Raw genomic sequence first — 22099 nt, 5'->3', positions numbered from 1 at the left:
TGCGATTGCGGCCACAATGCCGAGGTGGAGTGATGTGGGCCACAGTCGAATCCGGCAAATCGACTGAGAGTGGCCCGTTTTGGCAGATAGGGGTGGGTGCAGGTACAGTGAACTCCGGTCATCGACTGGTTCGGTGACTACCCATTCGTTCTACCGAAGACCGTTGGTCGTCGATGCCGCTCGCGCGGGGTCGATCGAAGGTCCGGCGACATTGCCGGCGGCCCACGCAGGGAGAGCTGAGGCAGAAGAAGACTATTCTTTCGCGCCCCGGTACGCCTTGCGTCCGGGGCGTTAGTTTTGTCGCCGGCCCCTGAATTCGGTAGTGCGCGTACATCACCGACATCAGAGAGGAGGCGAAGTATGGCGAAGCCTGAAAAGGTCACCGCTGTCGCGGAGATCGTGGAGCAGTTCAAGAACTCGACGGCCACCGTGGTCACGGAATACCGTGGCCTGTCGGTCGGCAAGATCACCGAGCTGCGTCGCGCGCTCGGCGCCGAGGCCACGTACTCCGTCGCCAAGAACACCCTGGTCAAGCGCGCGGCCGCGGAAGCGGGCGTCGAGGGTCTTGACGACTTGTTCGTCGGACCGACCGCGATCACCTTCATCCAGGGCGAGCCGGTCAACGCCGCGAAGGCGCTCAAGACCTTCGCCAAGGACAACAAGGCGCTCATCATCAAGGGCGGCTACATGGACGGCGCCGCGCTGTCCGTGTCCGAGGTCGAGAAGATCGCCGATCTCGAGACCCGTGAGGTCCTGCTGGCCAAGCTGGCCGGTGCGATGAAGGGCAACATGTCCAAGGCTGCCGGGCTGTTCTCGGCTCCTGCCGGTCAGGTGGCCCGTCTGGCCGCCGCGCTGCAGGAGAAGAAGCAGGCCGAAGGCGCTGCCGAGTAATACCCGCTCGGGTGTCACTCGCCCGCGCACACAAGACATTCACTACCGAAAGGAACCACCATGGCCAAGCTGTCCACCGAAGAGCTGCTCGACGTTTTCTCGGAGATGACCCTCCTGGAGCTGTCCTCCTTCGTGAAGGCGTTCGAGGAGAAGTTCGAGGTCACCGCGGCTGCTCCGGTCGCCGTCGCCGCTGTCGGCGGTGCCGCCGCTCCGGCCGAGGCCGAGTCCGAGCAGGACGAGTTCGACGTCATCCTCGAGGGTGCGGGCGACAAGAAGATCCAGGTCATCAAGGTCGTGCGTGAGATCGTCTCCGGCCTGGGCCTGAAGGAAGCCAAGGACCTGGTCGAGGGTGCCCCGAAGCCGATCCTGGAGAAGGTCGCCAAGGACGCCGCCGACGCCGCCAAGGCCAAGCTGGAAGAGGCCGGCGCCAAGGTCACCGTCAAGTAATTCGGTGCTTCGCCTGCGAACGGGCGGTCCCTTTACGGGGCCGCCCGTTTGTTATTTCTCCCGACATGAGAAAGTGATACGCGCTGTACCAACCGGTTGGGGTTACTCTTCAGTCAGTAAGGGGTGTGCCCCGTCTCACTGATGGGTTACAGTGACCGGACCCACACAACAGCCGTGGTGCGCCGCCGTGATGTGCGCGTGCGGGCGCGGGGTGGGGTGCTCGCAGGGAACAATGGAGGTAGGCGTGGGCGTCGAGGTCAGGACCGAGGGTGTTACGAAGTCCTTCGGTTCTCAGCGAATTTGGCAGGACGTGTCGATCACGCTTCCCTCGGGCGAGGTGAGCGCGCTACTCGGGCCTTCCGGCACGGGCAAGTCGGTGTTCCTGAAGTCGCTCATCGGCCTGCTGCGGCCCGAGCGCGGTTCCATCTTCATCGATGGCACCGACATCACCACCTGCTCCAACAAGGAGCTCTACGAGATCCGCAAGCTGTTCGGCGTCCTTTTCCAGGACGGCGCGCTGTTCGGGTCGATGAACCTGTTCGACAACATCGCGTTCCCGCTTCGTGAGCACACCAAGAAGTCGGAGACCGAGATCAAGCGCATCGTCATGGAGAAGCTCGAGCTGACGGGTCTGCTCGGCGCCGAGAACAAGCTCCCCGGCGAGATCTCCGGCGGTATGCGCAAGCGTGCCGGGCTGGCACGTGCCCTGGTGCTCGACCCGCAGATCATCCTCGTCGACGAGCCCGACTCGGGTCTGGACCCGGTGCGTACCTCGTACCTGGCGCAGCTGCTGCTCAACATCAACGCCCAGATCGACGCCACGATCCTCATCGTGACGCACAACATCAACCTGGCCCGTACCGTGCCCGACAACATCGGCATGCTCTTCCGCCGCCAGCTGGTCATGTTCGGCCCCCGCGAGGTGCTGCTCACCAGTGACGAGCCGGTGGTCAAGCAGTTCCTCAACGGCCGCATGATCGGCCCGATCGGTATGTCGGAGGAGAAGGACGAGGCGCAGATGGCGCGCGAGCAGGCGCTCGTCGACGCCGGCCACCACCACGGTGGCGCCGAGGAGATCGAGGGCATCATCCCGCAGATGAAGGCCGAGCCGGGCATGCCGGTCCGCCAGGCGGTCTTCCGTCGCCAGGCGCGAGTGCGTGAGATCATGCACACTCTGCCGCACGCGGCCCAGGTGGCGATCCGCGAGTCGCTCGACCAGTCCGACGACACTCAGGTGATGGCCGCCTATGGCAGCGATCACCCCACCGAGGTGTTCGACACCAAGACGGTTCCGCACGGCCAGATCAACGGCTGAGCGTCCACCCGAACTCCACAGAACCCCGGTCCGCAAGGCCGGGGTTCTGTCGTGTTCACGCCGGGAAACAGGTGCTGAACGGCTGATTCCCGGATTGGCCCGCGCGGCGTGTCACGGGTAAAATGACCGCCGCCACCGGCGGTGATGCCCAGCGCGCCAGGCGATCTCACTTGTCGGACGGTCCGCGCCGCGCCACTTGACGAGCCGGGCGTGAACCGTCACCCTATTCACAGCAGCGTCAGCTGTTACAGGGGCTCCAGCGCCAAGAGCACCCGACGCGGCCAGCGTCCACGGGAGTTCGGCGCGTTTGCCGTGTGCGCCGTCGCACGGATGGTATGTTGACACCCCCCTATATATGGGTGTAAGTTTGGACGTTGCGCTGGCTGCCTCCTGTCCACACCTTGATTCGCACACGAAAGTTCCACCTTCCGGTGTTACTTCCGCTGCTGCCTGTTCGGGTTTCGTTCGGGTTGTAACCAGCGGAATTCGTAGCAGACAAGCGACGGTCGCGGACCACCACGCGACGCGCGTGAGGTGCTGGAAGGACGCATCTTGGCAGTCTCCACCCAGACCAAGGCTGGAATCCCCGGAGCCCCGTTGAGGGTTTCGTTCGCGAAGATCCGAGAGCCCTTGGAGGTGCCCGGACTTCTCGACCTACAAACGGACTCGTTCGCCTGGTTGGTCGGTACCCCCGACTGGCGTGAGAAGGCGGCCGCACGCGGCGACGTCGGTCTCGCAGGCGGCCTGGAGGAGGTGCTCGAGGAGCTCTCGCCGATCGAGGACTTCTCCGGCTCGATGTCCCTGTCGTTCTCCGATCCACGCTTCGAAGAGGTCAAGGCCTCGATCGAGGAGTGCAAAGAGAAGGACATGACCTACGCGGCGCCGCTGTTCGTCACCGCGGAGTTCATCAACAACAACACCGGCGAGATCAAGAGCCAGACGGTGTTCATGGGCGACTTCCCCATGATGACCGACAAGGGCACCTTCATCATCAACGGCACCGAGCGTGTCGTCGTCTCGCAGCTGGTGCGTTCCCCCGGTGTCTACTTCGATCACAGCATCGACAAGGGCACCGAGAAGGACCTGCACAGCGTGCGCGTGATCCCCTCGCGTGGCGCCTGGCTGGAGTTCGACGTCGACAAGCGCGACACCGTCGGTGTTCGCATCGACCGCAAGCGCCGTCAGCCGGTCACCGTGCTGCTCAAGGCGCTTGGCTGGACCACCGAGGAGATCGTCGAGCGTTTCGGCTTCTCCGAGATCATGATGTCCACCCTGGAGAAGGACAGCACGCCCGGCCAGGACGAGGCGCTGCTCGACATCTACCGCAAGCTGCGTCCGGGCGAGCCGCCGACCAAGGAGTCCGCGCAGACCCTGCTGGAGAACCTGTTCTTCAAGGAGAAGCGCTACGACCTGGCGCGCGTCGGTCGCTACAAGATCAACAAGAAGCTCGGCATCCACGTGCACGAGCCGGTCACCAGCTCGGTGCTGACGAAGGAAGACATCGTCACCACCATCGAGTACCTGGTGCGGCTGCACGCCGGCGACAAGATGATGACCGCCCCCGGCGGCGAGGAAGTGCCCGTCGAGGTCGACGACATCGACCACTTCGGCAACCGTCGCCTGCGCACCGTCGGCGAGCTGATCCAGAACCAGATCCGGGTCGGCCTTTCCCGCATGGAGCGTGTGGTCCGCGAGCGGATGACCACCCAGGACGTCGAGGCGATCACGCCGCAGACCCTGATCAACATCCGCCCGGTCGTCGCCGCGATCAAGGAGTTCTTCGGAACCTCCCAGCTGTCGCAGTTCATGGACCAGAACAACCCGCTGTCGGGTCTGACCCACAAGCGCCGCCTGTCGGCGCTGGGCCCCGGCGGTCTGTCCCGTGAGCGCGCCGGCCTGGAAGTCCGTGACGTCCACCCGTCGCACTACGGCCGCATGTGCCCGATCGAGACCCCGGAAGGCCCGAACATCGGCCTGATCGGCTCGCTGTCGGTGTACGCGCGGGTCAACCCGTTCGGCTTCATCGAGACCCCGTACCGCCGGGTCATCGACGGCAAGGTCACCGACGAGGTCAAGTACCTCACTGCCGACGAGGAAGACCGCTACGTCCGCGCCCAGGCGAACTCGCCGGTCGACGCGGAAGGCCGCTTCGTCGAGGATCGCGTCCTCGTGCGCCGCGCCGGTGAAGAGGTCGAGTTCGTCAACCCGTCGCAGGTCGACTTCATGGACATCTCGCCACGCCAGATGGTGTCGGTCGCGACGGCCATGATCCCGTTCCTCGAGCACGACGACGCCAACCGTGCCCTCATGGGCGCGAACATGCAGCGTCAGGCCGTGCCGCTGATCCGTTCCGAGTCCCCGATCGTGGGCACCGGTATGGAGCTGCGCGCCGCGGTCGACGCGGGCGATGTCGTGGTGAACGAGAAGGCGGGTGTGGTCGAGGAGGTCTCCGCCGACTACGTCACCGTCATGGCCGACGACGGCAGCCGCAAGTCCTACCGGATGCGCAAGTTCAACCGCTCCAACCAGGGCACCTGCTCCAACCAGCGGCCGATCGTGGACGAGGGTCAGCGGGTGGAGACCGGCCAGGTCCTGGCCGACGGTCCCTGCACCGAGAACGGTGAGATGGCGCTGGGCAAGAACCTGCTCGTGGCCGTCATGCCGTGGGAAGGCCACAACTACGAGGACGCGATCATCCTGTCGCAGCGCCTCGTGGAAGAGGACGTTCTCACCTCGATCCACATCGAAGAGCACGAGATCGACGCCCGCGACACCAAGCTGGGCGCCGAGGAGATCACCCGCGACATCCCGAACGTCTCCGACGAGGTGCTTGCCGACCTGGACGAGCGCGGCATCATCCGCATCGGTGCCGAGGTCCGTGACGGCGACATCCTGGTCGGCAAGGTCACCCCGAAGGGTGAGACCGAGCTGACCCCCGAGGAGCGCCTGCTGCGCGCGATCTTCGGTGAGAAGGCGCGCGAGGTGCGCGACACCTCGCTGAAGGTGCCCCACGGTGAGTCCGGCAAGGTCATCGGCATCCGCGTGTTCTCGCGCGAGGACGACGACGATCTGCCCCCCGGTGTCAACGAGCTGGTCCGCGTCTACGTGGCCCAGAAGCGCAAGATCCAGGACGGCGACAAGCTCGCCGGTCGCCACGGCAACAAGGGCGTCATCGGCAAGATCCTCCCCACCGAGGACATGCCGTTCATGCCCGACGGCACCCCGGTCGACATCATCCTGAACACCCATGGTGTGCCGCGTCGTATGAACATCGGCCAGATCCTGGAGACCCATCTGGGCTGGATCGGCAAGGCGGGCTGGAATGTCGACGTCGCCGTCGACGGCACCCGCCCGGACTGGGCGGCCAACCTGCCCGAGGAGATGCTGGGCGCCCCGGCCGACTCCAACATCGCGACCCCGGTCTTCGACGGTGCCCGCGACGAGGAGCTCACCGGTCTGCTCGGCTCGACCCTGCCCAACCGTGACGGTGAGCGCATGGTCGACGAGAACGGCAAGGCCACGCTGTTCGACGGTCGTTCCGGCGAGCCGTTCCCGTACCCGGTCGCGGTCGGTTACATGTACATCCTGAAGCTGCACCACCTGGTCGACGACAAGATCCACGCCCGTTCGACCGGCCCGTACTCGATGATCACCCAGCAGCCGCTCGGTGGTAAGGCGCAGTTCGGTGGTCAGCGTTTCGGTGAGATGGAGTGCTGGGCCATGCAGGCCTACGGCGCGGCGTACACGCTGCAGGAACTCCTGACCATCAAGTCCGACGACGTGGTGGGCCGCGTGAAGGTCTACGAGGCGATCGTCAAGGGCGAGAACATTCCGGAGCCGGGCATTCCGGAGTCGTTCAAGGTGCTCCTCAAGGAACTCCAGTCGCTGTGCCTCAACGTGGAGGTGCTGTCTTCGGACGGTGCCGCGATCGAGATGCGTGACGGTGACGACGAGGATCTGGAGCGCGCCGCGGCGAACCTGGGCATCAACCTGTCCAGGAACGAAGCGGCCACCGTCGACGATTTGGCGAACTAGGTGGTGACGCGGGTGGCTGCTTCGGTAGCCGCCCGCGGACCCGCGATAGACAACTAGTGAACTTTTTGCTCGAATTCGACCCGAACAGGGGAAAGGAAGTTACGTGCTAGACGTCAACTTCTTCGATGAACTCCGGATCGGCCTGGCCACCGCTGAAGACATCCGAAACTGGTCTTTCGGAGAGGTCAAGAAGCCGGAGACCATCAACTACCGCACGCTCAAGCCGGAGAAGGACGGGCTCTTCTGCGAGAAGATCTTCGGCCCCACCCGGGACTGGGAGTGCTACTGCGGCAAGTACAAGCGTGTCCGCTTCAAGGGCATCATCTGTGAGCGCTGTGGCGTCGAGGTGACGCGCGCCAAGGTGCGTCGTGAGCGGATGGGCCACATCGAGCTGGCCGCCCCGGTCACCCACATCTGGTACTTCAAGGGTGTCCCGTCGCGCTTGGGCTACCTGCTGGATCTGGCGCCGAAGGATCTCGAGAAGATCATCTACTTCGCCGCCTACGTCATCGTCGGTGTCGACGAGGAGCTGCGCCACAACGAGCTCAGCACCCTCGAGGCCGAGATGGAGGTCGAGAAGAAGGCCGTCGCCGATCAGCGCGACGCCGATCTCGAGGCCCGCGCGCAGAAGCTCGAGGCCGACCTGGCCGAGCTGGAGGCCGAGGGCGCCAAGTCCGATGTGCGTCGCAAGGTCAAGGACGGCGGCGAGCGCGAGATGCGTCAGCTGCGCGACCGCGCCCAGCGTGAGCTGGACCGCCTCGACGAGATCTGGACCACCTTCACCAAGCTGGCCGTCAAGCAGCTCATCGTCGACGAGGTGCTCTACCGCGAGCTCGTCGACCGCTACGGCGAGTACTTCACCGGTGCCATGGGTGCGGAGTCCATCCAGAAGCTGATGGAGAACTTCGACATCGAGGCCGAGGCCGAGTCGCTGCGCGAGACCATCCGCAGCGGTAAGGGCCAGAAGAAGCTGCGCGCGCTCAAGCGGCTCAAGGTCGTCGCGGCTTTCCAGACCAACGGCAACTCGCCCATGGGCATGGTGCTCGACGCGGTTCCGGTGATCCCGCCGGAGCTGCGCCCGATGGTTCAGCTCGACGGTGGCCGCTTCGCCACCTCCGACCTGAACGACCTGTACCGCCGCGTGATCAACCGCAACAACCGCCTCAAGCGACTGATCGACCTCGGCGCGCCCGAGATCATCGTCAACAACGAGAAGCGGATGCTGCAGGAGTCCGTCGACGCGCTGTTCGACAACGGCCGTCGTGGTCGCCCGGTCACCGGTCCGGGCAACCGCCCGCTGAAGTCCCTGAGCGATCTGCTCAAGGGCAAGCAGGGTCGGTTCCGTCAGAACCTGCTCGGCAAGCGTGTCGACTACTCGGGCCGTTCGGTCATCGTCGTCGGCCCGCAGCTCAAGCTGCACCAGTGCGGTCTGCCGAAGCTGATGGCGCTCGAGCTGTTCAAGCCGTTCGTCATGAAGCGGCTGGTGGATCTCAACCACGCGCAGAACATCAAGTCCGCCAAGCGGATGGTCGAGCGTCAGCGTCCCCAGGTGTGGGATGTCCTCGAAGAGGTCATCGCCGAGCACCCGGTGCTGCTGAACCGTGCGCCCACCCTGCACCGCCTGGGTATCCAGGCCTTCGAGCCGCAGCTGGTGGAAGGCAAGGCCATCCAGCTGCACCCGCTGGTGTGTGAGGCGTTCAACGCCGACTTCGACGGTGACCAGATGGCCGTGCACCTGCCGCTGTCGGCGGAGGCGCAGGCCGAGGCGCGCATCCTGATGCTGTCGTCGAACAACATCCTGTCCCCGGCGTCGGGTCGCCCGCTGGCGATGCCGCGTCTGGATATGGTGACCGGCCTGTTCTACCTGACCCGTCTCGACGAGAAGGGTGTCGGCACCTACCGTGCCGCCGGCAAGGACTCCCCGGAGGAGGGCGTGTACTCCTCGCCCGCCGAGGCGCAGATGGCCGTCGACCGCGGTGAGCTCACCGTGCGTTCGATGATCAAGGTCCGGCTCACCGAGCAGCGCCCGCCGAAGGACATCGAGGCGGAGCTGTTCCCCGAGGGCTGGCAGCGCGGCGACGCGTGGCTGGCCGAGACCACCCTGGGTCGCGTGCTGTTCAACGATCTGCTCCCGGCGGACTACGCGTTCATCAACGAGCCGATGCCGAAGAAGCGGCAGGCCACGATCATCAACGATCTGGCCGAGCGGTACCCGATGATCGTCGTCGCGCAGACCGTCGACAAGCTCAAGGACGCCGGCTTCTACTGGGCCACGCGTTCGGGTGTCACCGTCTCCATGTCGGACGTGCTCGTTCCGCCGGAGAAGGCCGACATCATGGAGCGGTACGAGGGCATGGCCGATCAGATCGAGAAGAAGTACCAGCGTGGTGCGCTCGATCACCAGGAGCGCAACAACGCCCTGGTCAAGATCTGGCAGGAAGCGACCGAAGAGGTCGGTACGGCGCTGCGTTCGCACTACCCGGCCGACAACCCGATCATCACGATCGTCGACTCGGGCGCGACCGGTAACTTCACCCAGACCCGTACCCTCGCCGGTATGAAGGGTCTGGTGACGAACCCCAAGGGTGAGTTCATCCCGCGCCCGATCAAGTCCTCGTTCCGTGAGGGCCTGACCGTGCTCGAGTACTTCATCAACACCCACGGTGCTCGTAAGGGTCTGGCCGATACCGCGCTGCGTACCGCCGACTCGGGTTACCTGACCCGTCGTCTGGTGGACGTCTCGCAGGATGTCATCGTGCGCGAGCACGACTGTGGCACCGAGCGCGGCATCGTCGTGCCGATCGCGGAGAAGCAGGCCGACGGCTCGCTCATCCGGGACGCGCACGTCGAGACCTCGACCTACGCTCGCACCCTGGCGACCGACGCGGTCGACGCCGGCGGCAACGTGGTTGTGGCCAAGGGCGCCGATCTCGGCGACCCGGCCCTGGAGGCGCTGCTCGAGGCCGGTATCACCGAGGTGAAGGTCCGCTCCGTGCTGACCTGCACCACCGGCACCGGCGTCTGCGCCACCTGCTACGGCCGCTCGATGGCCACCGGCAAGCTGGTCGACATCGGCGAGGCCGTCGGCATCGTCGCCGCCCAGTCCATCGGTGAGCCGGGTACCCAGCTGACCATGCGTACCTTCCACCAGGGTGGTGTCGCCGGCGACGACATCACCGGTGGTCTGCCGCGTGTCCAGGAGCTCTTCGAGGCCCGTGTCCCCAAGGGCAAGGCGCCGATCGCGGAGGTCTCGGGCCGGGTGCGCCTCGAGGACGACGACCGCTTCTACAAGATCACCATCATCCCGGACGACGGTTCCGACGATGTGGTCTACGACAAGCTGTCGAAGCGTCAGCGTCTGCGCGTGTTCAAGCACGACGACGGCACCGAGCGCCTGCTGGCCGACGGTGACCACGTGGAGGTGGGTCAGCAGCTGCTCGAGGGCGCTGCCGATCCGCACGAGGTGCTGCGCGTGATGGGTCCGCGTCAGGTGCAGGTGCACCTGGTCCACGAGGTCCAGGAGGTCTACCGCTCGCAGGGTGTGTCGATCCACGACAAGCACATCGAGGTCATCGTGCGCCAGATGCTGCGTCGCGTGACGATCATCGATTCGGGTGCGACCGAGTTCCTGCCCGGTTCGCTCACCGAGCGCGCCGAGTTCGAGGCCTCGAACCGTCGCGTGGTCGCCGAGGGCGGCGAGCCCGCCTCCGGCCGTCCGGTGCTGATGGGTATCACCAAGGCGTCGCTGGCCACCGATTCGTGGCTGTCGGCGGCCTCCTTCCAGGAGACCACCCGAGTGCTGACGGACGCGGCGATCAACTGCCGCTCCGACAAGCTGATCGGCCTGAAGGAGAACGTGATCATCGGTAAGCTCATCCCGGCCGGTACCGGTATCAACCGTTACCGCAACATCCAGGTGCAGCCGACCGAGGAGGCCCGTGCCGCCGCGTACGCGGTGCCGTCCTACGACGACACCTACTACTCGCCGGACAGCTTCGGCTCCTCCACCGGTGCCGCGGTGCCGCTGGACGACTACGGTTTCAGCGACTACCGCTAGGCAGTAGCCGGAACGCCCCGCTCCTTCCGAGGAGCGGGGCGTTCGTCGTCAGTGGGCCGCCGTGGTTCGGTATCGTGGACTCATGACCGCGGCCTATGACCACTACCCCGAGCTACACCGGTTGGTCGAGCAGCTACGACCCGAGACCGCGCCGGCGGCTCGCGAGGCATTGCTGCGTCTGGTCAAGTCCAGCACCCCTGACCGGCTTGCGGCGCTGCCGACCTTCGACGGACCGGAAGACCTCAGCGAGCGTATGGACGACGAATTGTTCGATGCGCAGTGACCCTGGTAGTCGACGCGAATGTGCTTGTCGCGGTGATGAATCGCAAGGACAAGCGTCACGCCGAAATGAAGGATTACCTGTCCTCGCGGACCGACTCCTTCATTGTGACGCCCTACATCGTTGCTGAGGTGACCTACCTGCTGCAGAAATACGCTGGTGCGCATGCCGAGATACAGTTCATGGAGACGGTGCGTGATGGTGTGTTCTGTGAGGAGTTCGAGCCCGGCGACGCTAGCCGCATCGTCGAGCTGATGAAACAGTTCGACAGCTTCCCGCTCGGTGCGGCCGATGCCTCATTGATCGCCGTCGCCGAGCGCCTGCAAGTCCGTGACATAGCCTCGGCTGACCACCACTTTCGTGCGGTCCGCACCGCGGGCCTCGACTACATCAACGTCGTCCCTTAGCCCGCGTGGCGGTGTGTCCGCGTCAGGTGCACTTGGTCCACGAGGTCTACCGCTCGCAGGGTGTGTCGATCCGTCATTGCGGGCCGGTACCGGTATCAACCGTTACCGCAACATCCAGGTGCAGCCGACCGAGGAGGCCCGTGCCGCCGCGTACGCGGTGCCGTCCTACGACGACACCTACTACTCGCCGGACAGCTTCGGCTCGTCGACGGGTGCCGCGGTGCCGCTGGACGACTACGGTTTCAGCGACTACCGCTAGTCGGGCTACCGCTGGTCGATAGCGCGAACGCCCCGCTTCTTCTCGAAGCGGGGCGTTCGTCGTTGGGGAGAACGGCTGGTTCGGTAGGACCAGGGCCGTCTGGTGTCACCGCTCACCGAGTGCCTGGTGGCGGTGGACGGTCAGCCCGCCGAGCCGGTGAGGAGGCCGCCGAGACCTGCCGAGCCGCTGTCGCCGGGGCCCGGGTTGGTCGGCTTGGGGAGCACGTTCACCGTGATGGTCTTCGAGCTCACCAGTTCCTGGACGGCTTTGATCTCGTGGGTGCCGGTGGTGGTCGGCGTCCAGGTGATCGTCGCCTTGCCGCCGGAGACCGATACCGGGTCGCCGATCGGGGTGCCGTTGTCGGTGAAGGTCACCTTGAACAGGAACGAGGTGACGGTGACGTCGGCGGTCACGGTGTACGAGGTGTCGACGTAGTGGGTGGTTCCGCTGACCGAAACGGACTGGACGAGTGCCGATGCCTGCGGTGCGACGAGCACGGCGGCCGCCGCGATCGCGCCGAAGGCGGTGAGGCCGGCACCGGCCCGTCGGGTGCTGGTGAAGCTCATGGGTACTCCTGATTCGCGCTGGCCCACTGATGTGGGTGAGCCAGACAGTAGCGAGCGAAGTGCCGACCTGTTCGGGAAACTGAAATAACAGTGCTTCAATCTGGGGTGGTCAGTCGGTGGCGGACTCGACAAGCTCGGGCCGTCGCGAGGGTGCGGTGCGGGCGTGGGTGGTGTACAGGGTCAGGCCGACGAAGGTGAGGCCACCGACGAGGTTGCCGACCACCGTGGGGATCTCGTTCCAGATCAGGTAGTCGCCGAGGGAGAAGTCGCCGCCGAGCAGCAGTCCGGAGGGGAACAGGAACATGTTGACGATGGAGTGCTCGAAGCCCATGTAGAAGAAGAGCATGATCGGCATCCACATCGCGATCACCTTGCCTGACACCGAGGTCGACATCATCGCGGCGACGACGCCGGTGGAGACCATCCAGTTGCACAGCACCGCCCGGATGAACAGGGTGAGCATGCCTGCCGCACCGTGATCGGCGTAGCCGACGGTGCGGGATTCGCCGATCTCGCCGAGCTTTTCGCCGACGGCGCTCGGGTCGACGGAGAAGCCCATGGTGAGGATGATCGCCATCATCACGGCGACGGTGAACGCGCCCGCGAAGTTGCCGACGAACACCAGCCCCCAGTTGCGCAGCATCGAACGCATGGTGACGCCGCGTCGCTTGTCCAGCAGGGCGAGCGGAACGAGGGTGAAAACGCCGGTGAGCAAGTCGAATCCGAGCAGATACAGCATGCAGAAGCCGACGGGGAACAGCACGGCGCCGAGTAGTGGCTCGCCCGTGTTCACCGTGATGGTGACCGCGAACGCCGCGGCGAGGGCGAGGATCGCCCCGGCCATGTAGGCGCGGATCACGGTGTCGCGGGTGGACATGAACGCTTTGGCCTCGCCCGCATCGATCATCTTCTCGACGAAGTCGGCCGGTTTGAGATAGGACATGCAACCCCGATTCGTAGTGCTTGGCAGCACTGTAGTTTTCGCCGCCGAGATTGCCTGCCGATCACCGGAGGTTGCACCTGCGTAAATAGTGGTATTCCACTATGGCGATTGAGTGACGGTGAATGTCAGGCTGGCTGGGTCACCCACCGAGGAGTTACGTATGCAACCGATCATGAGCAAGTCCGACGCCGCCGACCTTGTCGTAGCCGCCCGCATCCGCAAGGACCTGACCTGGGCTGATATCGCGGAGAAGCTGGGCAGCCCGCTGGTCTGGACGACGGCGGCCCTGCTCGGCCAGCACCCGATGACCGCGGAGCAGGCCGCGACCGTCTGCGCCCTGCTCGACCTCGACGACGCCGTCGCCGAGAGTCTGCGGCTGCAGCCCTCCCGCGGCGCCGATCCGGCCCAGCTCGCCGATCCCACTATCTACCGGCTGGTCGAAGCGGTGTCGGTGTACGGCCCCGCGCTCAAGGCGTTGATCCACGAGGAGTTCGGTGACGGCATCATGAGCGCGATCAACTTCAACATCGATATCGCGCGCCGCCCGCACCCCGACGGCGATCGCGTGGTGATCACCCTCGACGGGAAGTTCCTCGACTACCGCTGGTAGTCGGGTTCCGGCTGGTCGGCGACGGTCTGCGACTCGGGATCGCCGAGCGGGACCGAAGCCGGTTCGCCGAGCCGGACCCCGATCACGCCGATGAGAATCAAAGCGCCGCCGAGCAATTGGATCGGGCGCGGTGCCTCGTCGAGTAGCGCCCAGGCGAACAGCAGCGCGGCGAGCACTTCGGTCAGCGCGACGAACGAGGCGAGGCGGGAACCGAGCCTGCGGGTGGCGGCGATGCCGGTGACGTAGGCGATCGCCGCGGTGACGATGCCGATGAGCAGGACCGGAACCCACCACGGAGTCCGGAAATCGGCGAAGGCGACAGTGTTGGTGGTGGCGCGCAGTGGCACGATGCCGACCGCGCCTGCCAGCAGGAGTATCGCACCGCCGATGAGCAGGCCGCCCGCGGCGAGCACGGTGCCCGGCAGGTCGCCACCCTGGGCGGAGAGCACGAAATACGCCGCGGCGCCGAACATTGCGCCGAAGGCCCAGACGATGCCGACGGGATCGACTGTCAGCCCGGAGGCCACGTCGAGCACCAGGAGCAGGCCGGTGATTCCGAGGACGCCGCCCGCCACCGTCGCGGCGCCGGGACGCTGTCGATGCCGCGCCCACAGCCAGCCGACGACGGCGATCGGTGCGGTGTACTCGATGAGCAGCGCGGCCCCGACCGTCATGTGCGCGACGGCGTTGAAGTACGCGAGCTGGGTTCCCGCGACCGCGATCAGCCCATACGCGACGATGAGTTTCCGGTTGTCGCGCAGTAGATTCCACTGACCACGCAGCTGCGGCAGGGCCAGCGGAAGCAGGACGATACCGGCGAGCAGGACCCGGACCGCGACCACGGCCGCGGCGCTCCAGCCCGCGTTCATCAGCCCGCGGGCCAGCGGCCCCGACAGTCCGAACGAGGCGGCCGAAGCCAGCGCGAACAGCAGGCCCGTCCGCATCCGCGTCGCGCTGTCATGAGTCAAGGTCGCCATGACTGATGACGGTAAGGAGCCTGCGGTAATATGTCAACGTGGTTTTTGCTCATGACACCGAGGCGGCGTTGCTGGCGGCGGTCGAACTGGTCAACTCCGCGGAGTATCCCGACACCCTGACCGAGCCCGCGCAGCTCGCCGAGTTCTTCCACCGGCATGTCTACACCGGCGCGCACACCGGCGACGCCGCCGAGCTGGCCGCCGTGCGGGCCTTGCGCGCCCCGCTCCGGCGCCTGCTGACCAGCGACCGCGACACCGCGGTCACCTCGGTGAACCAGATTCTCGCCGAGCATCGCGCGGTGCCGCAGCTGGTCCGGCACGGCAATGTCGACTACCACGTGCACGCGGTACCCGCGGCGGCCCCGCTGCCGGTACGGATCGCCGTCGAAACGGCCATGGCGATGATCGACCTGATTCGCGCCGACGAACTGAGCCGCCTTTCGGTCTGCGCCGACGAGACCTGCGACGGCCTGGTGCTCGACCTGTCGCGCAACCGGTCGCGGCGCTACTGCAGCACCGCCTGCGGCAATCGCAACGCGGTCGCCGCGTATCGCGCCAGGCAGCGCTGATCAGCCCCGCTACGGCAAGGCGCGTCAGCGCGGGTGGCGCACCGGCGGGCACTTCTTGCCTGCCAGATGGCATTTCTCCTCGAAGCCGGCGGGCAGCCAGGTGCCATTGCGTAACACCGGATGATTCGGGAAGTACTGCAGCGTGGCCGTGACGAACATCAGTGGCGCCCAAGCGGTTCGGATTTGCAGCTGCTGGAGCACGCCGGTGCTGTCCGGGAAGCGGCAGCCGACCAGATCGGGTCGGGTGAGGTCGATGCTCTCCAGCGCCGACCAGTGCAGTGAGAACGCTCGGTCGGGGTTGGCCAGGTGCACCCGGTGATTCGAGATCATCGCCGACCCGGGCCGTTCGGCCACCCAGCGGGGTTGCGCCGCGGACGCGGCCCGCGAGCGCCGCGACTCATTGCGCACCGCGTTGCCGAAGTGCTGCACGGCGCCGAGCGCGGTGTGGCCGTCGGCCTGGGTTCTGCTCGGCACCCAGCGGCCGTCGCCGAGCCCACGCCAGGTGAACCAGTGCACCCCGCCGTCGGCCAGACAGACTTCCCCCGCCTCGATCCGCACCCGCGTCGCGGTCGACGGGATCTGCGCGACCCGCCCGGCCGCGATCTGCTCGGCCACCCCGCAGGTGTAGAGCAGATAGTCGTCGAACCACGTCCATCCGGCCTGTTCGGCCAGCGCTCGTTCGATATCGGCCAGCGGGTCGAACACGTCTCTCACCACCCACTCCTGCGTGCGCTCACGGTCAGCGCGCGATTCCTGCCTCAACGGTAGCGGAGGGTGGTGACCAGGCTCGGCGCTCGCGGTCGGGTGCGCGAACCGTGTTCGCCGGAGTGGCTCGGCCACGGTCAGCCGTCTATGCGCCACCGCGGCCCGCCGGGCCGGCGCCGCCGGGGAGCGGGCACCGTCGCGGGTCGGTGTCGGGCGTGCGGCTCAGGGCGCGCCGGTGACGTAGGCGATCGCGGTGTCGATCGCGGGCTGGCCACCCGCCATCGCGTAACCGGCCAGCGCGCCGATCGCGGCACCGGCGACGGTCGCCACCGGCACGGTGATGAAGTCGAGAACGAACAGCCCGAGCGGGAAGCCGAGCACGAAACCGATGGCCGCGCCGATGGCGGCACCCTGGATGATCTCCGGCTGCAGCCGCTGTGCTTCGGCGAAGAAGCGTTCCTGGGCGCTGATGTCGCGGAGCGGGGCGTCGGCCGCGGCGTCCGGGGCGAGCGTGAGGCGGGCGCCCTCGGCATCGATGACCGGGGTCAGCGGCACGGTGTGCTCACCGACGCGCACCAGCATCGGCAGCGCGGCGATCACCGCGCCGGATGCGTCGGTGATCGCGACGACCTGCTCGTCGTTGGTCAGCTGGAACCGGCCCGCGTCGAGCGTGGTCACCACCGAGTGCCGGTCCTCGGTCAGCGCGATCTGGTAGCCGATCTCCTCGTCGACCCCGCGCAGCTGGATTTCCGGCCTGCTGTCCGCGGACTCGGCGGACAGCGGCGTGCTCTCCGGCCTGCCGTCCGCCGCGCCGGGCTCGGCGGCCCCGATCCCGGTCGCTGACAGGGTGAGCCCCGCCGCCAGCAGCGCCGCACCGATTACCGTGCCGATCCTCATCCCGCAAGCCTCCCGCTGCCTCATCCGGGACCGAATCGTCCCGTTCATCGCGGCAAACCTAACCGTTGCCCGGCGATTCGGAAAGTCCTCGGGCGCACGGGGTCAGCGGGCAGCCCCCGCGAGTGGGCGACGGGCGAAGTCGGGAGCGCGTTCGGGTCGCAGGCCGATGCCGCCGAGGTAGCCGGTGAGTCCGGCGAGCACCGGCACGGCGTCGACCATCCGCAAGGGGAGCGGCGCGGTGTGCAGGGCGCCGCGCAGCGCCGGCTCGATGAGCAATTCGTGTTCGCCACGCTGGGAGCGCTGGGTGAACCGGGCGGGGAGCATCCGCCTACGCTGCACCCGCTCGAGATCGGCGTCGGTGAGGGTACCGTCCAGCAGCGGTCGGGCGAGCGAGCGTGCCGTGGCGACGGCATCCTGTACCGCGAGGTTCACTCCGACACCCCCCACCGGCGACATGGTGTGCGCGGCATCGCCGATGCACAGCAGCCCCGGCACATGCCATCGTTCGAGCATGCCGACGGTGACCTCGAGCAGCTTGACGTCGTCCCAGCTACGGATGGCCGCGAGCGCGGTCGCAGGCCAGGCGAACAGTTCGGCGAGCCGATCGCGCAGCCACTGGACATCGTGGATGGCCCGCAGGGTCGCGTCGCGGCCCTTCTCGATGATGTAGCCGGTCTGGTAGTAGTCACCGCGGTCGATCGCGACCGCGGAGTTGCCTGCGGTGAATCGGGCCTGCACGGCGCCACTCGCGGTGTCGTGCACCGATTTCGGGATGCGGAAGAACCACATGTCCATCGGCACGTTCTCCGGCTTCTGCCGCAGGCCCGCCGCCGCGCGGGTGACGGAATCCCTTCCATCGCAGGCGATCACGAGGCCGGCGCGCAGGGTGTGGACGGTGCCGTCGGCGTCCAGGTAGCGCACCCCGGTGACGGTGCCCGACCCGTGGAGCAGTCCGGTGACGGTGGAGCGCATCCGCAGCGTGCAGGTGGGTTCGGCGGTGGCGGCGCGCGCGAGCAGGTCGAGGAAGTCCCACTGCGGGACCATCGCGATGTGGCGGTAACGGCCCGGGATCCGGGTCAGGTCGGCGGCGACGATCTCGCGGTCGCCTGCGTACATGGACAGCGTGGTCAGCCTCGATTGCGGCAGCCGGGCGAATTCGGTGCCGAGCCCGAGCTCGTCCAGCAGGCGCACGGTCGACGGGTGGACGGTGTCTCCGCGGAAGTCGCGCAGGAAGTCGGGGTGCTTCTCCAGCACGGTCACCTCGACGCCCGCCCTCGCCAGCAGGAGGCCGGTCATCATCCCGGCAGGGCCGCCGCCGACGACGACGCAGGTGGTGGTGTCCATTGTCTCCCCCTTGAAAGTCTGTGCCTACGACGCAGCGTAGTAGTCGAATCTCGGCGGCGTCCCGGATTTCGCTGATTCGGCGCGCTCGCGGACCCCACCAGGCGGGGAATCCTCGAGCGGCTCGGTCGTGGCCCCGCCAGTGTCAGCGAATTGGCCGAACACTTCGAGATGACCCTCACCGGCATCAAGAAGCACATCGGGCTACTCGAACGGGCGGGCATGGTGGTCACCGAGAAGCATGGCCGGGTCCGGTACTGCCGGATCGGCGACCACGTCTTCGACCGGGAGGTGGCATGGATGCAGGGAAACCGGCAGATGCTCGAAGCCCGGATGGACCGTCTCGGCTCCGGCATGGAGGTCGGTCTCAACGACAGCTACCGAGCCCTCGACGCGCTGCTCGCCGCGGGCAACTGAGGCCGGGGCGTCCGGCTCCGTGGGGATACCCTGCCGGACGTCAGCGGTGATCGCAGCCGGTAGCCCGCTTGCGCGGCTTCAGCCGCAGGGGCGGCAGCGGCGGCGCGGGAATCCGCTCGTCGGGTCCGTGCCCGGCGATGTCGGCGAAACGCGCCGTATCCCTGGCCTCCCAGGCCGCGCGGGCCGCCACGATCTCGTCGTGACTGCGGCCGACGAAGTTCCACCACATCACCAGTTCCTCGGCGAAGGGCTCGCCGCCGAGCAGCGCGAGGTGGGCGCCGCCGGCACTGGTCAGCGACAGCTCGGCGCGGTCGGTGCCCAGATACAGCAGCGGGCCCGCGGCGAGGTCGGTGCCGTCGACCACCACCGTCCCGTCGATCACCAGGACCGCGTGTTCGAAAGCGCGTTCCACCGGCAGCCCCACCTCGGCACCCGGATCGAGCACGATATCGGCGCCGACGATCGGGGTGTAGGCCCGCGCCGGTGAGGTGACCCCACCGAGCGAACCGATCAGCACCGTCGCCCGCAGCCCCGGCTCCTCGTGGACCGGCAGTTCGCGATGCTGTTCGAAATGCGGGTCGACCCCGGTCGCGGTGCCGGGCAGGGCGATCCACAGTTGCAGGCCGTTGCCCGCCTGCGCACCCGGCACCCCGAACTCCGAATGCGCGATGCCGCGGCCGGAGGTCATCAGGTTCAGCTGGCCCGGTTCGATCTCCACATCCGAGCCGACGGAATCACGGTGCCGGATCCGTCCGTCGAACGGCCAGGTCACCGTCTGCAAGCCGATGTGCGGATGCGGGAGGATATCGGGGGAGGCGCCGGTCGTGGTGACGGTCGGCGAGCCGAACCGGTCAAGGAAGCACCACGCGCCGACGGTCGGCAGATCACGTTGCGGCAGTGTGCGTTCCACATACACGCCGCGGACCCCGCCCAAAGGCACCTCCCTGGCCGGGAACAGCTCGGCGATCGGGCCTGGACCGGGCGACGGCTCGCACACCGCCTCGGTGGGATCGGCCTCCAGATCGCTCATCGAGCGATGCCCTTGCCCACCACATGCGCGTCGTACTCGGGATGCTTGTCCAGCCAGCCACGGATGAACGGGCAGTGCGCGGTGATGGTGCGCCCGCGCGCGATCACGTCCTCGACGGCGAGGCGCGCCAGCGTGCTGCCGATGCCCTTGCCCGCGAACCCGCCGTCGATCTCGGTGTGGATGAAGTCGGTGTCGTTACCGCGCTCGATGTACTCGGCGAAGCCGGCCGGCTCACCGTCGTAGAACACGTCGTAGCGGCTCCGCTCCGGGTTGTTCACGACGCGCCGCTCCGGCTCGGCGACCGGCTCGGCGGCGGGGGTTGCCTCGGACATCTTGCGCTCCTTCCGCACCCGAACGGGGTGCGCGCTCAGGATCGATACGCGGTTGAACGCGCCGATCGTGATGGCGATCCAGATGATCACCGAGATCTGCTCCTGCGACCAATGCTCGCGCGCCACCGCGTATTCCCGGTCGGTCGGCTCCTCGTCGGGCAGCGTGGTGACCGCCTCGGCCAGGCCGAGCGCCGCCCGCTCGGCGGGTGAGTAGGTACCGCCGCGTCGCCACGCGGGCAGGACCGCCACCTCCTGCGCGGTCAATCCGGCGCCGGTGCCCGCGCGTTCGTGCACATCGAGGCAGTAGGGGCAGCCGTTCATCTGCGACACCCGCAGATTGATCAGCTCGATCAGCCTCCGGTCGATGCCAGCGGCCGCGGCGGCGGCGCGGACTTCGGCCGCCGTCGCGCTCATCGCCTTGAAAATCGCCGGGTGCTGCTTGTCGATCCATACGCGTTCGCGCTGTTCGCTCACCCCTGCGATGCTAGCGCCGGATGCGGGCCACGCGCCGCGAGCCGCTATTCGCGCCCGACGGAGGTGAACGACATGTCCGGGTACCTGGTGCCCGCTACCTGCGCGGCGATCGGCTCCAGCGTCGCGAGCTCGTCCTGGCTCAGCCGCAGCGTCGCCGCCGCGACGTTCTCGGCCAGCCGGGTCCGCTTGCGGGTACCCGGGATCGGCACCACCGCCAGCTCGTGCACGGTGGCCCGCGCGTGCACCCAGGCCAGCGCCACCTGTGCCCGGCTCGCCCCGTGCGCCTCGGCGATCGCGGCGAGCGGCGCGAGCAGTTCGGCGTTGTGGTCGGCGTTGGCGCCGGTGAACCGCGGCTGCCGCCTGCGGAAGTCCTCGTCGCCCAGCTCGTTCGCGGTGCGGAAGGCGCCGGTGAGGAATCCGCGCCCGAGCGGCGAATAGGGCACGAACGTCACCCCGAGTTCGGCGGCGGCCGGTACCGCGGTGCGCTCCACGTCACGGGAGAACAGCGACCACTCCGATTGCAGGGCCGCGATCGGATGCACCGCGTGCGCGGCGCGCAGTTCGTCGCCGGTCACCTCGGACAGGCCGAGCGCGCGCACCTTGCCCGCCGCGACGAGTTCGGCCATCGCGCCGACGGTGTCCTCGATCGGCACGGCCGGATCGCGCCGGTGCAGGTAGTACAGGTCGATCACCTCTACGTCGAGCCTGCGCAGGCTGGCCTCGACGGCGGCGCGGAGATAACCGGGGGAGTTGTCGATGCCGCGGTACACCGGGTCGTCGGCCTTGCGGACCAGGCCGAACTTGGTGGCGATCACCAGCTCGTCGCGGTGGGCGCCGACGAACCCGGACAGGAACTCCTCGTTGTGGCCGCAGCCGTAGGCGTCGGCGGTGTCGAACAGGGTGACGCCGAGTTCGAGCGCGTGCTCGAGGGTGGCGCGCGCTTCGGCCGGATCGCTGCGGCCGTAGAACTCGCTGATGCCCATGCACCCGAGGCCCTGCCCGCCGATCGATGGGCCGTCGGAGCCTCCGGTGGTGGTCGGCAGTGTCGAGGTGGTGCTCATGTGTCGGATCCTTCGCACGTCGGCACGGTGAGCGCGGCCGGGCGCTCGATATCGGATCTGCCCTCGTAGAGGGCGATCTTGTAGTCGAGCACGGCCACGGTCTGCTGAAGTTCCGCGATCTTGTCGAGCACGTCGGATCTGGTCTGCCGGAACATCTCCAGCCGGGCCGGGTAGGTGTGCTCCCCGGCCCTGACCAGTTCGGCGTAGCGGATCATGTCGGCCACCGGCATGCCGGTGAGCCGCAGCCGGGTGATCAGCGCCAGCCACTCCAGATCCCGATCGGTGAAGCGCCGGTTGCCGGTGTGGTCGCGGCCGATGTAGCCCATCAGCCCGATCCGCTCGTACCAGCGCAGCGTGTCGCGGCTGAGCCCGGACAGTTCGGCGACCTCGCCGATCGAGTAGCGCGGGCGCGTTCGTTGGTCGTCCCCGCTCGCGGTGAGCAGAGCCGTGTCCTGATCCATCGTGCTCGTCCCTTCTCGTGGAACC

General features: G+C 67.3%; 20 protein-coding genes and 2 pseudogenes. 11 read left to right on the top strand and 11 right to left on the bottom strand.

Features of this window, described 5'->3' with window-relative positions; translation table 11 throughout:
• Window positions 1–360: 360 nt before the first annotated feature.
• From rplJ to ACFOW8_RS13480, 8 genes are all read left to right on the top strand, one after another.
• Window positions 361–891: a 50S ribosomal protein L10 gene (gene rplJ, locus ACFOW8_RS13515; protein ID WP_378550849.1), complete on the top strand. Its 531-nt coding sequence runs from the start codon at window positions 361–363 to the stop codon at window positions 889–891.
• Between the two features lie 60 nt (window positions 892–951).
• Window positions 952–1338: a 50S ribosomal protein L7/L12 gene (gene rplL / locus ACFOW8_RS13510; RefSeq protein WP_378550847.1), complete on the top strand. Its 387-nt coding sequence runs from the start codon at window positions 952–954 to the stop codon at window positions 1336–1338.
• A gap of 244 nt (window positions 1339–1582) precedes the next feature.
• Window positions 1583–2653, top strand: a complete 1071-nt coding sequence (locus ACFOW8_RS13505) for an ABC transporter ATP-binding protein (RefSeq protein WP_378550845.1) — start codon at window positions 1583–1585, stop codon at window positions 2651–2653.
• 534 nt (window positions 2654–3187) lie between these two features.
• Window positions 3188–6688 carry a DNA-directed RNA polymerase subunit beta gene (rpoB, locus tag ACFOW8_RS13500; protein ID WP_378550843.1) on the top strand — a complete coding sequence of 1167 codons (3501 nt, stop codon included), beginning with the start codon at window positions 3188–3190 and terminating at the stop codon, window positions 6686–6688.
• 103 nt (window positions 6689–6791) lie between these two features.
• Complete coding sequence (locus ACFOW8_RS13495) at window positions 6792–10745, top strand: DNA-directed RNA polymerase subunit beta' (RefSeq protein WP_378550841.1); 3954 nt, start codon at window positions 6792–6794, stop codon at window positions 10743–10745.
• A gap of 82 nt (window positions 10746–10827) precedes the next feature.
• A complete protein-coding gene (locus tag ACFOW8_RS13490) occupies window positions 10828–11028 on the top strand; it encodes a hypothetical protein (RefSeq protein ID WP_378550839.1) in 201 nt (66 codons plus the stop codon).
• Window positions 11025–11432 (top strand): type II toxin-antitoxin system VapC family toxin, encoded by a 408-nt coding sequence (locus tag ACFOW8_RS13485; protein ID WP_378550837.1) that lies wholly within the window; start codon window positions 11025–11027, stop codon window positions 11430–11432. Before ACFOW8_RS13490 ends, ACFOW8_RS13485 begins: the two co-directional genes overlap by 4 nt.
• A gap of 76 nt (window positions 11433–11508) precedes the next feature.
• Window positions 11509–11691, top strand: a complete 183-nt coding sequence (locus tag ACFOW8_RS13480; RefSeq protein ID WP_378551208.1) for a hypothetical protein — start codon at window positions 11509–11511, stop codon at window positions 11689–11691.
• 140 nt (window positions 11692–11831) lie between these two features.
• Here the strand turns inward: ACFOW8_RS13480 and ACFOW8_RS13475 are convergent, their stop codons facing one another.
• Both ACFOW8_RS13475 and ACFOW8_RS13470 read right to left on the bottom strand, forming a co-directional pair.
• On the bottom strand, window positions 11832–12257 hold the full coding sequence (locus ACFOW8_RS13475; RefSeq protein ID WP_378550835.1) for a hypothetical protein: 426 nt from the start codon (window positions 12255–12257) through the stop codon (window positions 11832–11834).
• Between the two features lie 109 nt (window positions 12258–12366).
• Window positions 12367–13200: a formate/nitrite transporter family protein gene (locus ACFOW8_RS13470; protein ID WP_378550833.1), complete on the bottom strand. Its 834-nt coding sequence runs from the start codon at window positions 13198–13200 to the stop codon at window positions 12367–12369.
• A 160-nt stretch (window positions 13201–13360) separates the two neighbouring features.
• Here ACFOW8_RS13470 and cynS point away from each other — a divergent pair, with 160 nt between their 5' ends.
• Window positions 13361–13810, top strand: coding sequence for a cyanase (gene cynS, locus ACFOW8_RS13465; protein WP_378550831.1), 450 nt, complete (start codon window positions 13361–13363; stop codon window positions 13808–13810).
• Here cynS and ACFOW8_RS13460 read toward each other — a convergent pair.
• Window positions 13798–14787 (bottom strand): EamA family transporter, encoded by a 990-nt coding sequence (locus ACFOW8_RS13460; protein ID WP_378550829.1) that lies wholly within the window; start codon window positions 14785–14787, stop codon window positions 13798–13800. The genes cynS and ACFOW8_RS13460 overlap by 13 nt on opposite strands.
• 38 nt (window positions 14788–14825) lie before the next feature.
• On the opposite strand from ACFOW8_RS13460, the gene ACFOW8_RS13455 reads away from it, so the two are divergent.
• Window positions 14826–15356 carry a CGNR zinc finger domain-containing protein gene (locus tag ACFOW8_RS13455; RefSeq protein ID WP_378550827.1) on the top strand — a complete coding sequence of 177 codons (531 nt, stop codon included), beginning with the start codon at window positions 14826–14828 and terminating at the stop codon, window positions 15354–15356.
• Between the two features lie 24 nt (window positions 15357–15380).
• Here the strand turns inward: ACFOW8_RS13455 and ACFOW8_RS13450 are convergent, their stop codons facing one another.
• The 3 genes from ACFOW8_RS13450 to ACFOW8_RS13440 form a co-directional block, all read right to left on the bottom strand.
• A complete protein-coding gene (locus ACFOW8_RS13450) occupies window positions 15381–16070 on the bottom strand; it encodes a hypothetical protein (protein WP_378550825.1) in 690 nt (229 codons plus the stop codon).
• 213 nt (window positions 16071–16283) lie between these two features.
• Window positions 16284–16958: a hypothetical protein gene (locus tag ACFOW8_RS13445; protein ID WP_378550823.1), complete on the bottom strand. Its 675-nt coding sequence runs from the start codon at window positions 16956–16958 to the stop codon at window positions 16284–16286.
• Window positions 16959–17060: 102 nt separating this feature from the next.
• Complete coding sequence (locus tag ACFOW8_RS13440) at window positions 17061–18302, bottom strand: FAD-dependent oxidoreductase (RefSeq protein WP_378550821.1); 1242 nt, start codon at window positions 18300–18302, stop codon at window positions 17061–17063.
• A gap of 75 nt (window positions 18303–18377) precedes the next feature.
• Here ACFOW8_RS13440 and ACFOW8_RS13435 point away from each other — a divergent pair.
• Window positions 18378–18716 (top strand): annotated as a pseudogene (locus ACFOW8_RS13435) (metalloregulator ArsR/SmtB family transcription factor); the annotation flags it as partial.
• 40 nt (window positions 18717–18756) lie between these two features.
• Here the strand turns inward: ACFOW8_RS13435 and ACFOW8_RS13430 are convergent.
• From ACFOW8_RS13430 to ACFOW8_RS13410, 5 genes and pseudogenes are all read right to left on the bottom strand, one after another.
• Entirely contained in the window at window positions 18757–19746 is a 990-nt protein-coding gene (locus ACFOW8_RS13430) for a pirin family protein (RefSeq protein ID WP_378550819.1), read from the bottom strand.
• The gene (locus ACFOW8_RS13425) at window positions 19743–20078 is read right to left on the bottom strand and encodes a GNAT family N-acetyltransferase (protein WP_378551188.1); all 336 of its coding nucleotides are present in this window, start codon (window positions 20076–20078) and stop codon (window positions 19743–19745) included. The genes ACFOW8_RS13430 and ACFOW8_RS13425 overlap by 4 nt, the downstream gene beginning before the upstream one ends.
• Before the next feature lie 12 nt (window positions 20079–20090).
• Window positions 20091–20561: pseudogene (locus ACFOW8_RS13420) on the bottom strand (carboxymuconolactone decarboxylase family protein); the annotation flags it as partial.
• Window positions 20562–20596: 35 nt separating this feature from the next.
• Window positions 20597–21613, bottom strand: a complete 1017-nt coding sequence (locus ACFOW8_RS13415; protein WP_378550817.1) for an aldo/keto reductase — start codon at window positions 21611–21613, stop codon at window positions 20597–20599.
• The gene (locus ACFOW8_RS13410) at window positions 21610–22074 is read right to left on the bottom strand and encodes a MerR family transcriptional regulator (protein WP_378550815.1); all 465 of its coding nucleotides are present in this window, start codon (window positions 22072–22074) and stop codon (window positions 21610–21612) included. Before ACFOW8_RS13410 ends, ACFOW8_RS13415 begins: the two co-directional genes overlap by 4 nt.
• Window positions 22075–22099 lie beyond the last annotated feature (25 nt).

The organism is Nocardia rhizosphaerae (assembly GCF_042650365.1).
GTDB lineage: Bacteria > Actinomycetota > Actinomycetes > Mycobacteriales > Mycobacteriaceae > Nocardia > Nocardia rhizosphaerae.
This window is presented reverse-complemented; position numbering and strand designations above follow the sequence as displayed.

What these genes read in the sequence shown, in the direction of transcription:
- rplJ (WP_378550849.1), top strand. Translation starts at nt 361, where the DNA reads ATGGCGAAGCCTGAAAAGGTCACCGCTGTCGCGGAGATCGTGGAGCAG.
- rplL (WP_378550847.1), top strand. Translation starts at nt 952, where the DNA reads ATGGCCAAGCTGTCCACCGAAGAGCTGCTCGACGTTTTCTCGGAGATG.
- ACFOW8_RS13490 (WP_378550839.1), top strand. Translation starts at nt 10,828, where the DNA reads ATGACCGCGGCCTATGACCACTACCCCGAGCTACACCGGTTGGTCGAG.
- ACFOW8_RS13475 (WP_378550835.1), bottom strand. Translation starts at nt 12,257, where the DNA reads ATGAGCTTCACCAGCACCCGACGGGCCGGTGCCGGCCTCACCGCCTTC.
- ACFOW8_RS13470 (WP_378550833.1), bottom strand. Translation starts at nt 13,200, where the DNA reads ATGTCCTATCTCAAACCGGCCGACTTCGTCGAGAAGATGATCGATGCG.
- cynS (WP_378550831.1), top strand. Translation starts at nt 13,361, where the DNA reads ATGCAACCGATCATGAGCAAGTCCGACGCCGCCGACCTTGTCGTAGCC.
- ACFOW8_RS13460 (WP_378550829.1), bottom strand. Translation starts at nt 14,787, where the DNA reads ATGGCGACCTTGACTCATGACAGCGCGACGCGGATGCGGACGGGCCTG.
- ACFOW8_RS13445 (WP_378550823.1), bottom strand. Translation starts at nt 16,958, where the DNA reads ATGAGGATCGGCACGGTAATCGGTGCGGCGCTGCTGGCGGCGGGGCTC.
- ACFOW8_RS13440 (WP_378550821.1), bottom strand. Translation starts at nt 18,302, where the DNA reads ATGGACACCACCACCTGCGTCGTCGTCGGCGGCGGCCCTGCCGGGATG.
- ACFOW8_RS13430 (WP_378550819.1), bottom strand. Translation starts at nt 19,746, where the DNA reads ATGAGCGATCTGGAGGCCGATCCCACCGAGGCGGTGTGCGAGCCGTCG.
- ACFOW8_RS13425 (WP_378551188.1), bottom strand. Translation starts at nt 20,078, where the DNA reads ATGTCCGAGGCAACCCCCGCCGCCGAGCCGGTCGCCGAGCCGGAGCGG.
- ACFOW8_RS13415 (WP_378550817.1), bottom strand. Translation starts at nt 21,613, where the DNA reads ATGAGCACCACCTCGACACTGCCGACCACCACCGGAGGCTCCGACGGC.
- ACFOW8_RS13410 (WP_378550815.1), bottom strand. Translation starts at nt 22,074, where the DNA reads ATGGATCAGGACACGGCTCTGCTCACCGCGAGCGGGGACGACCAACGA.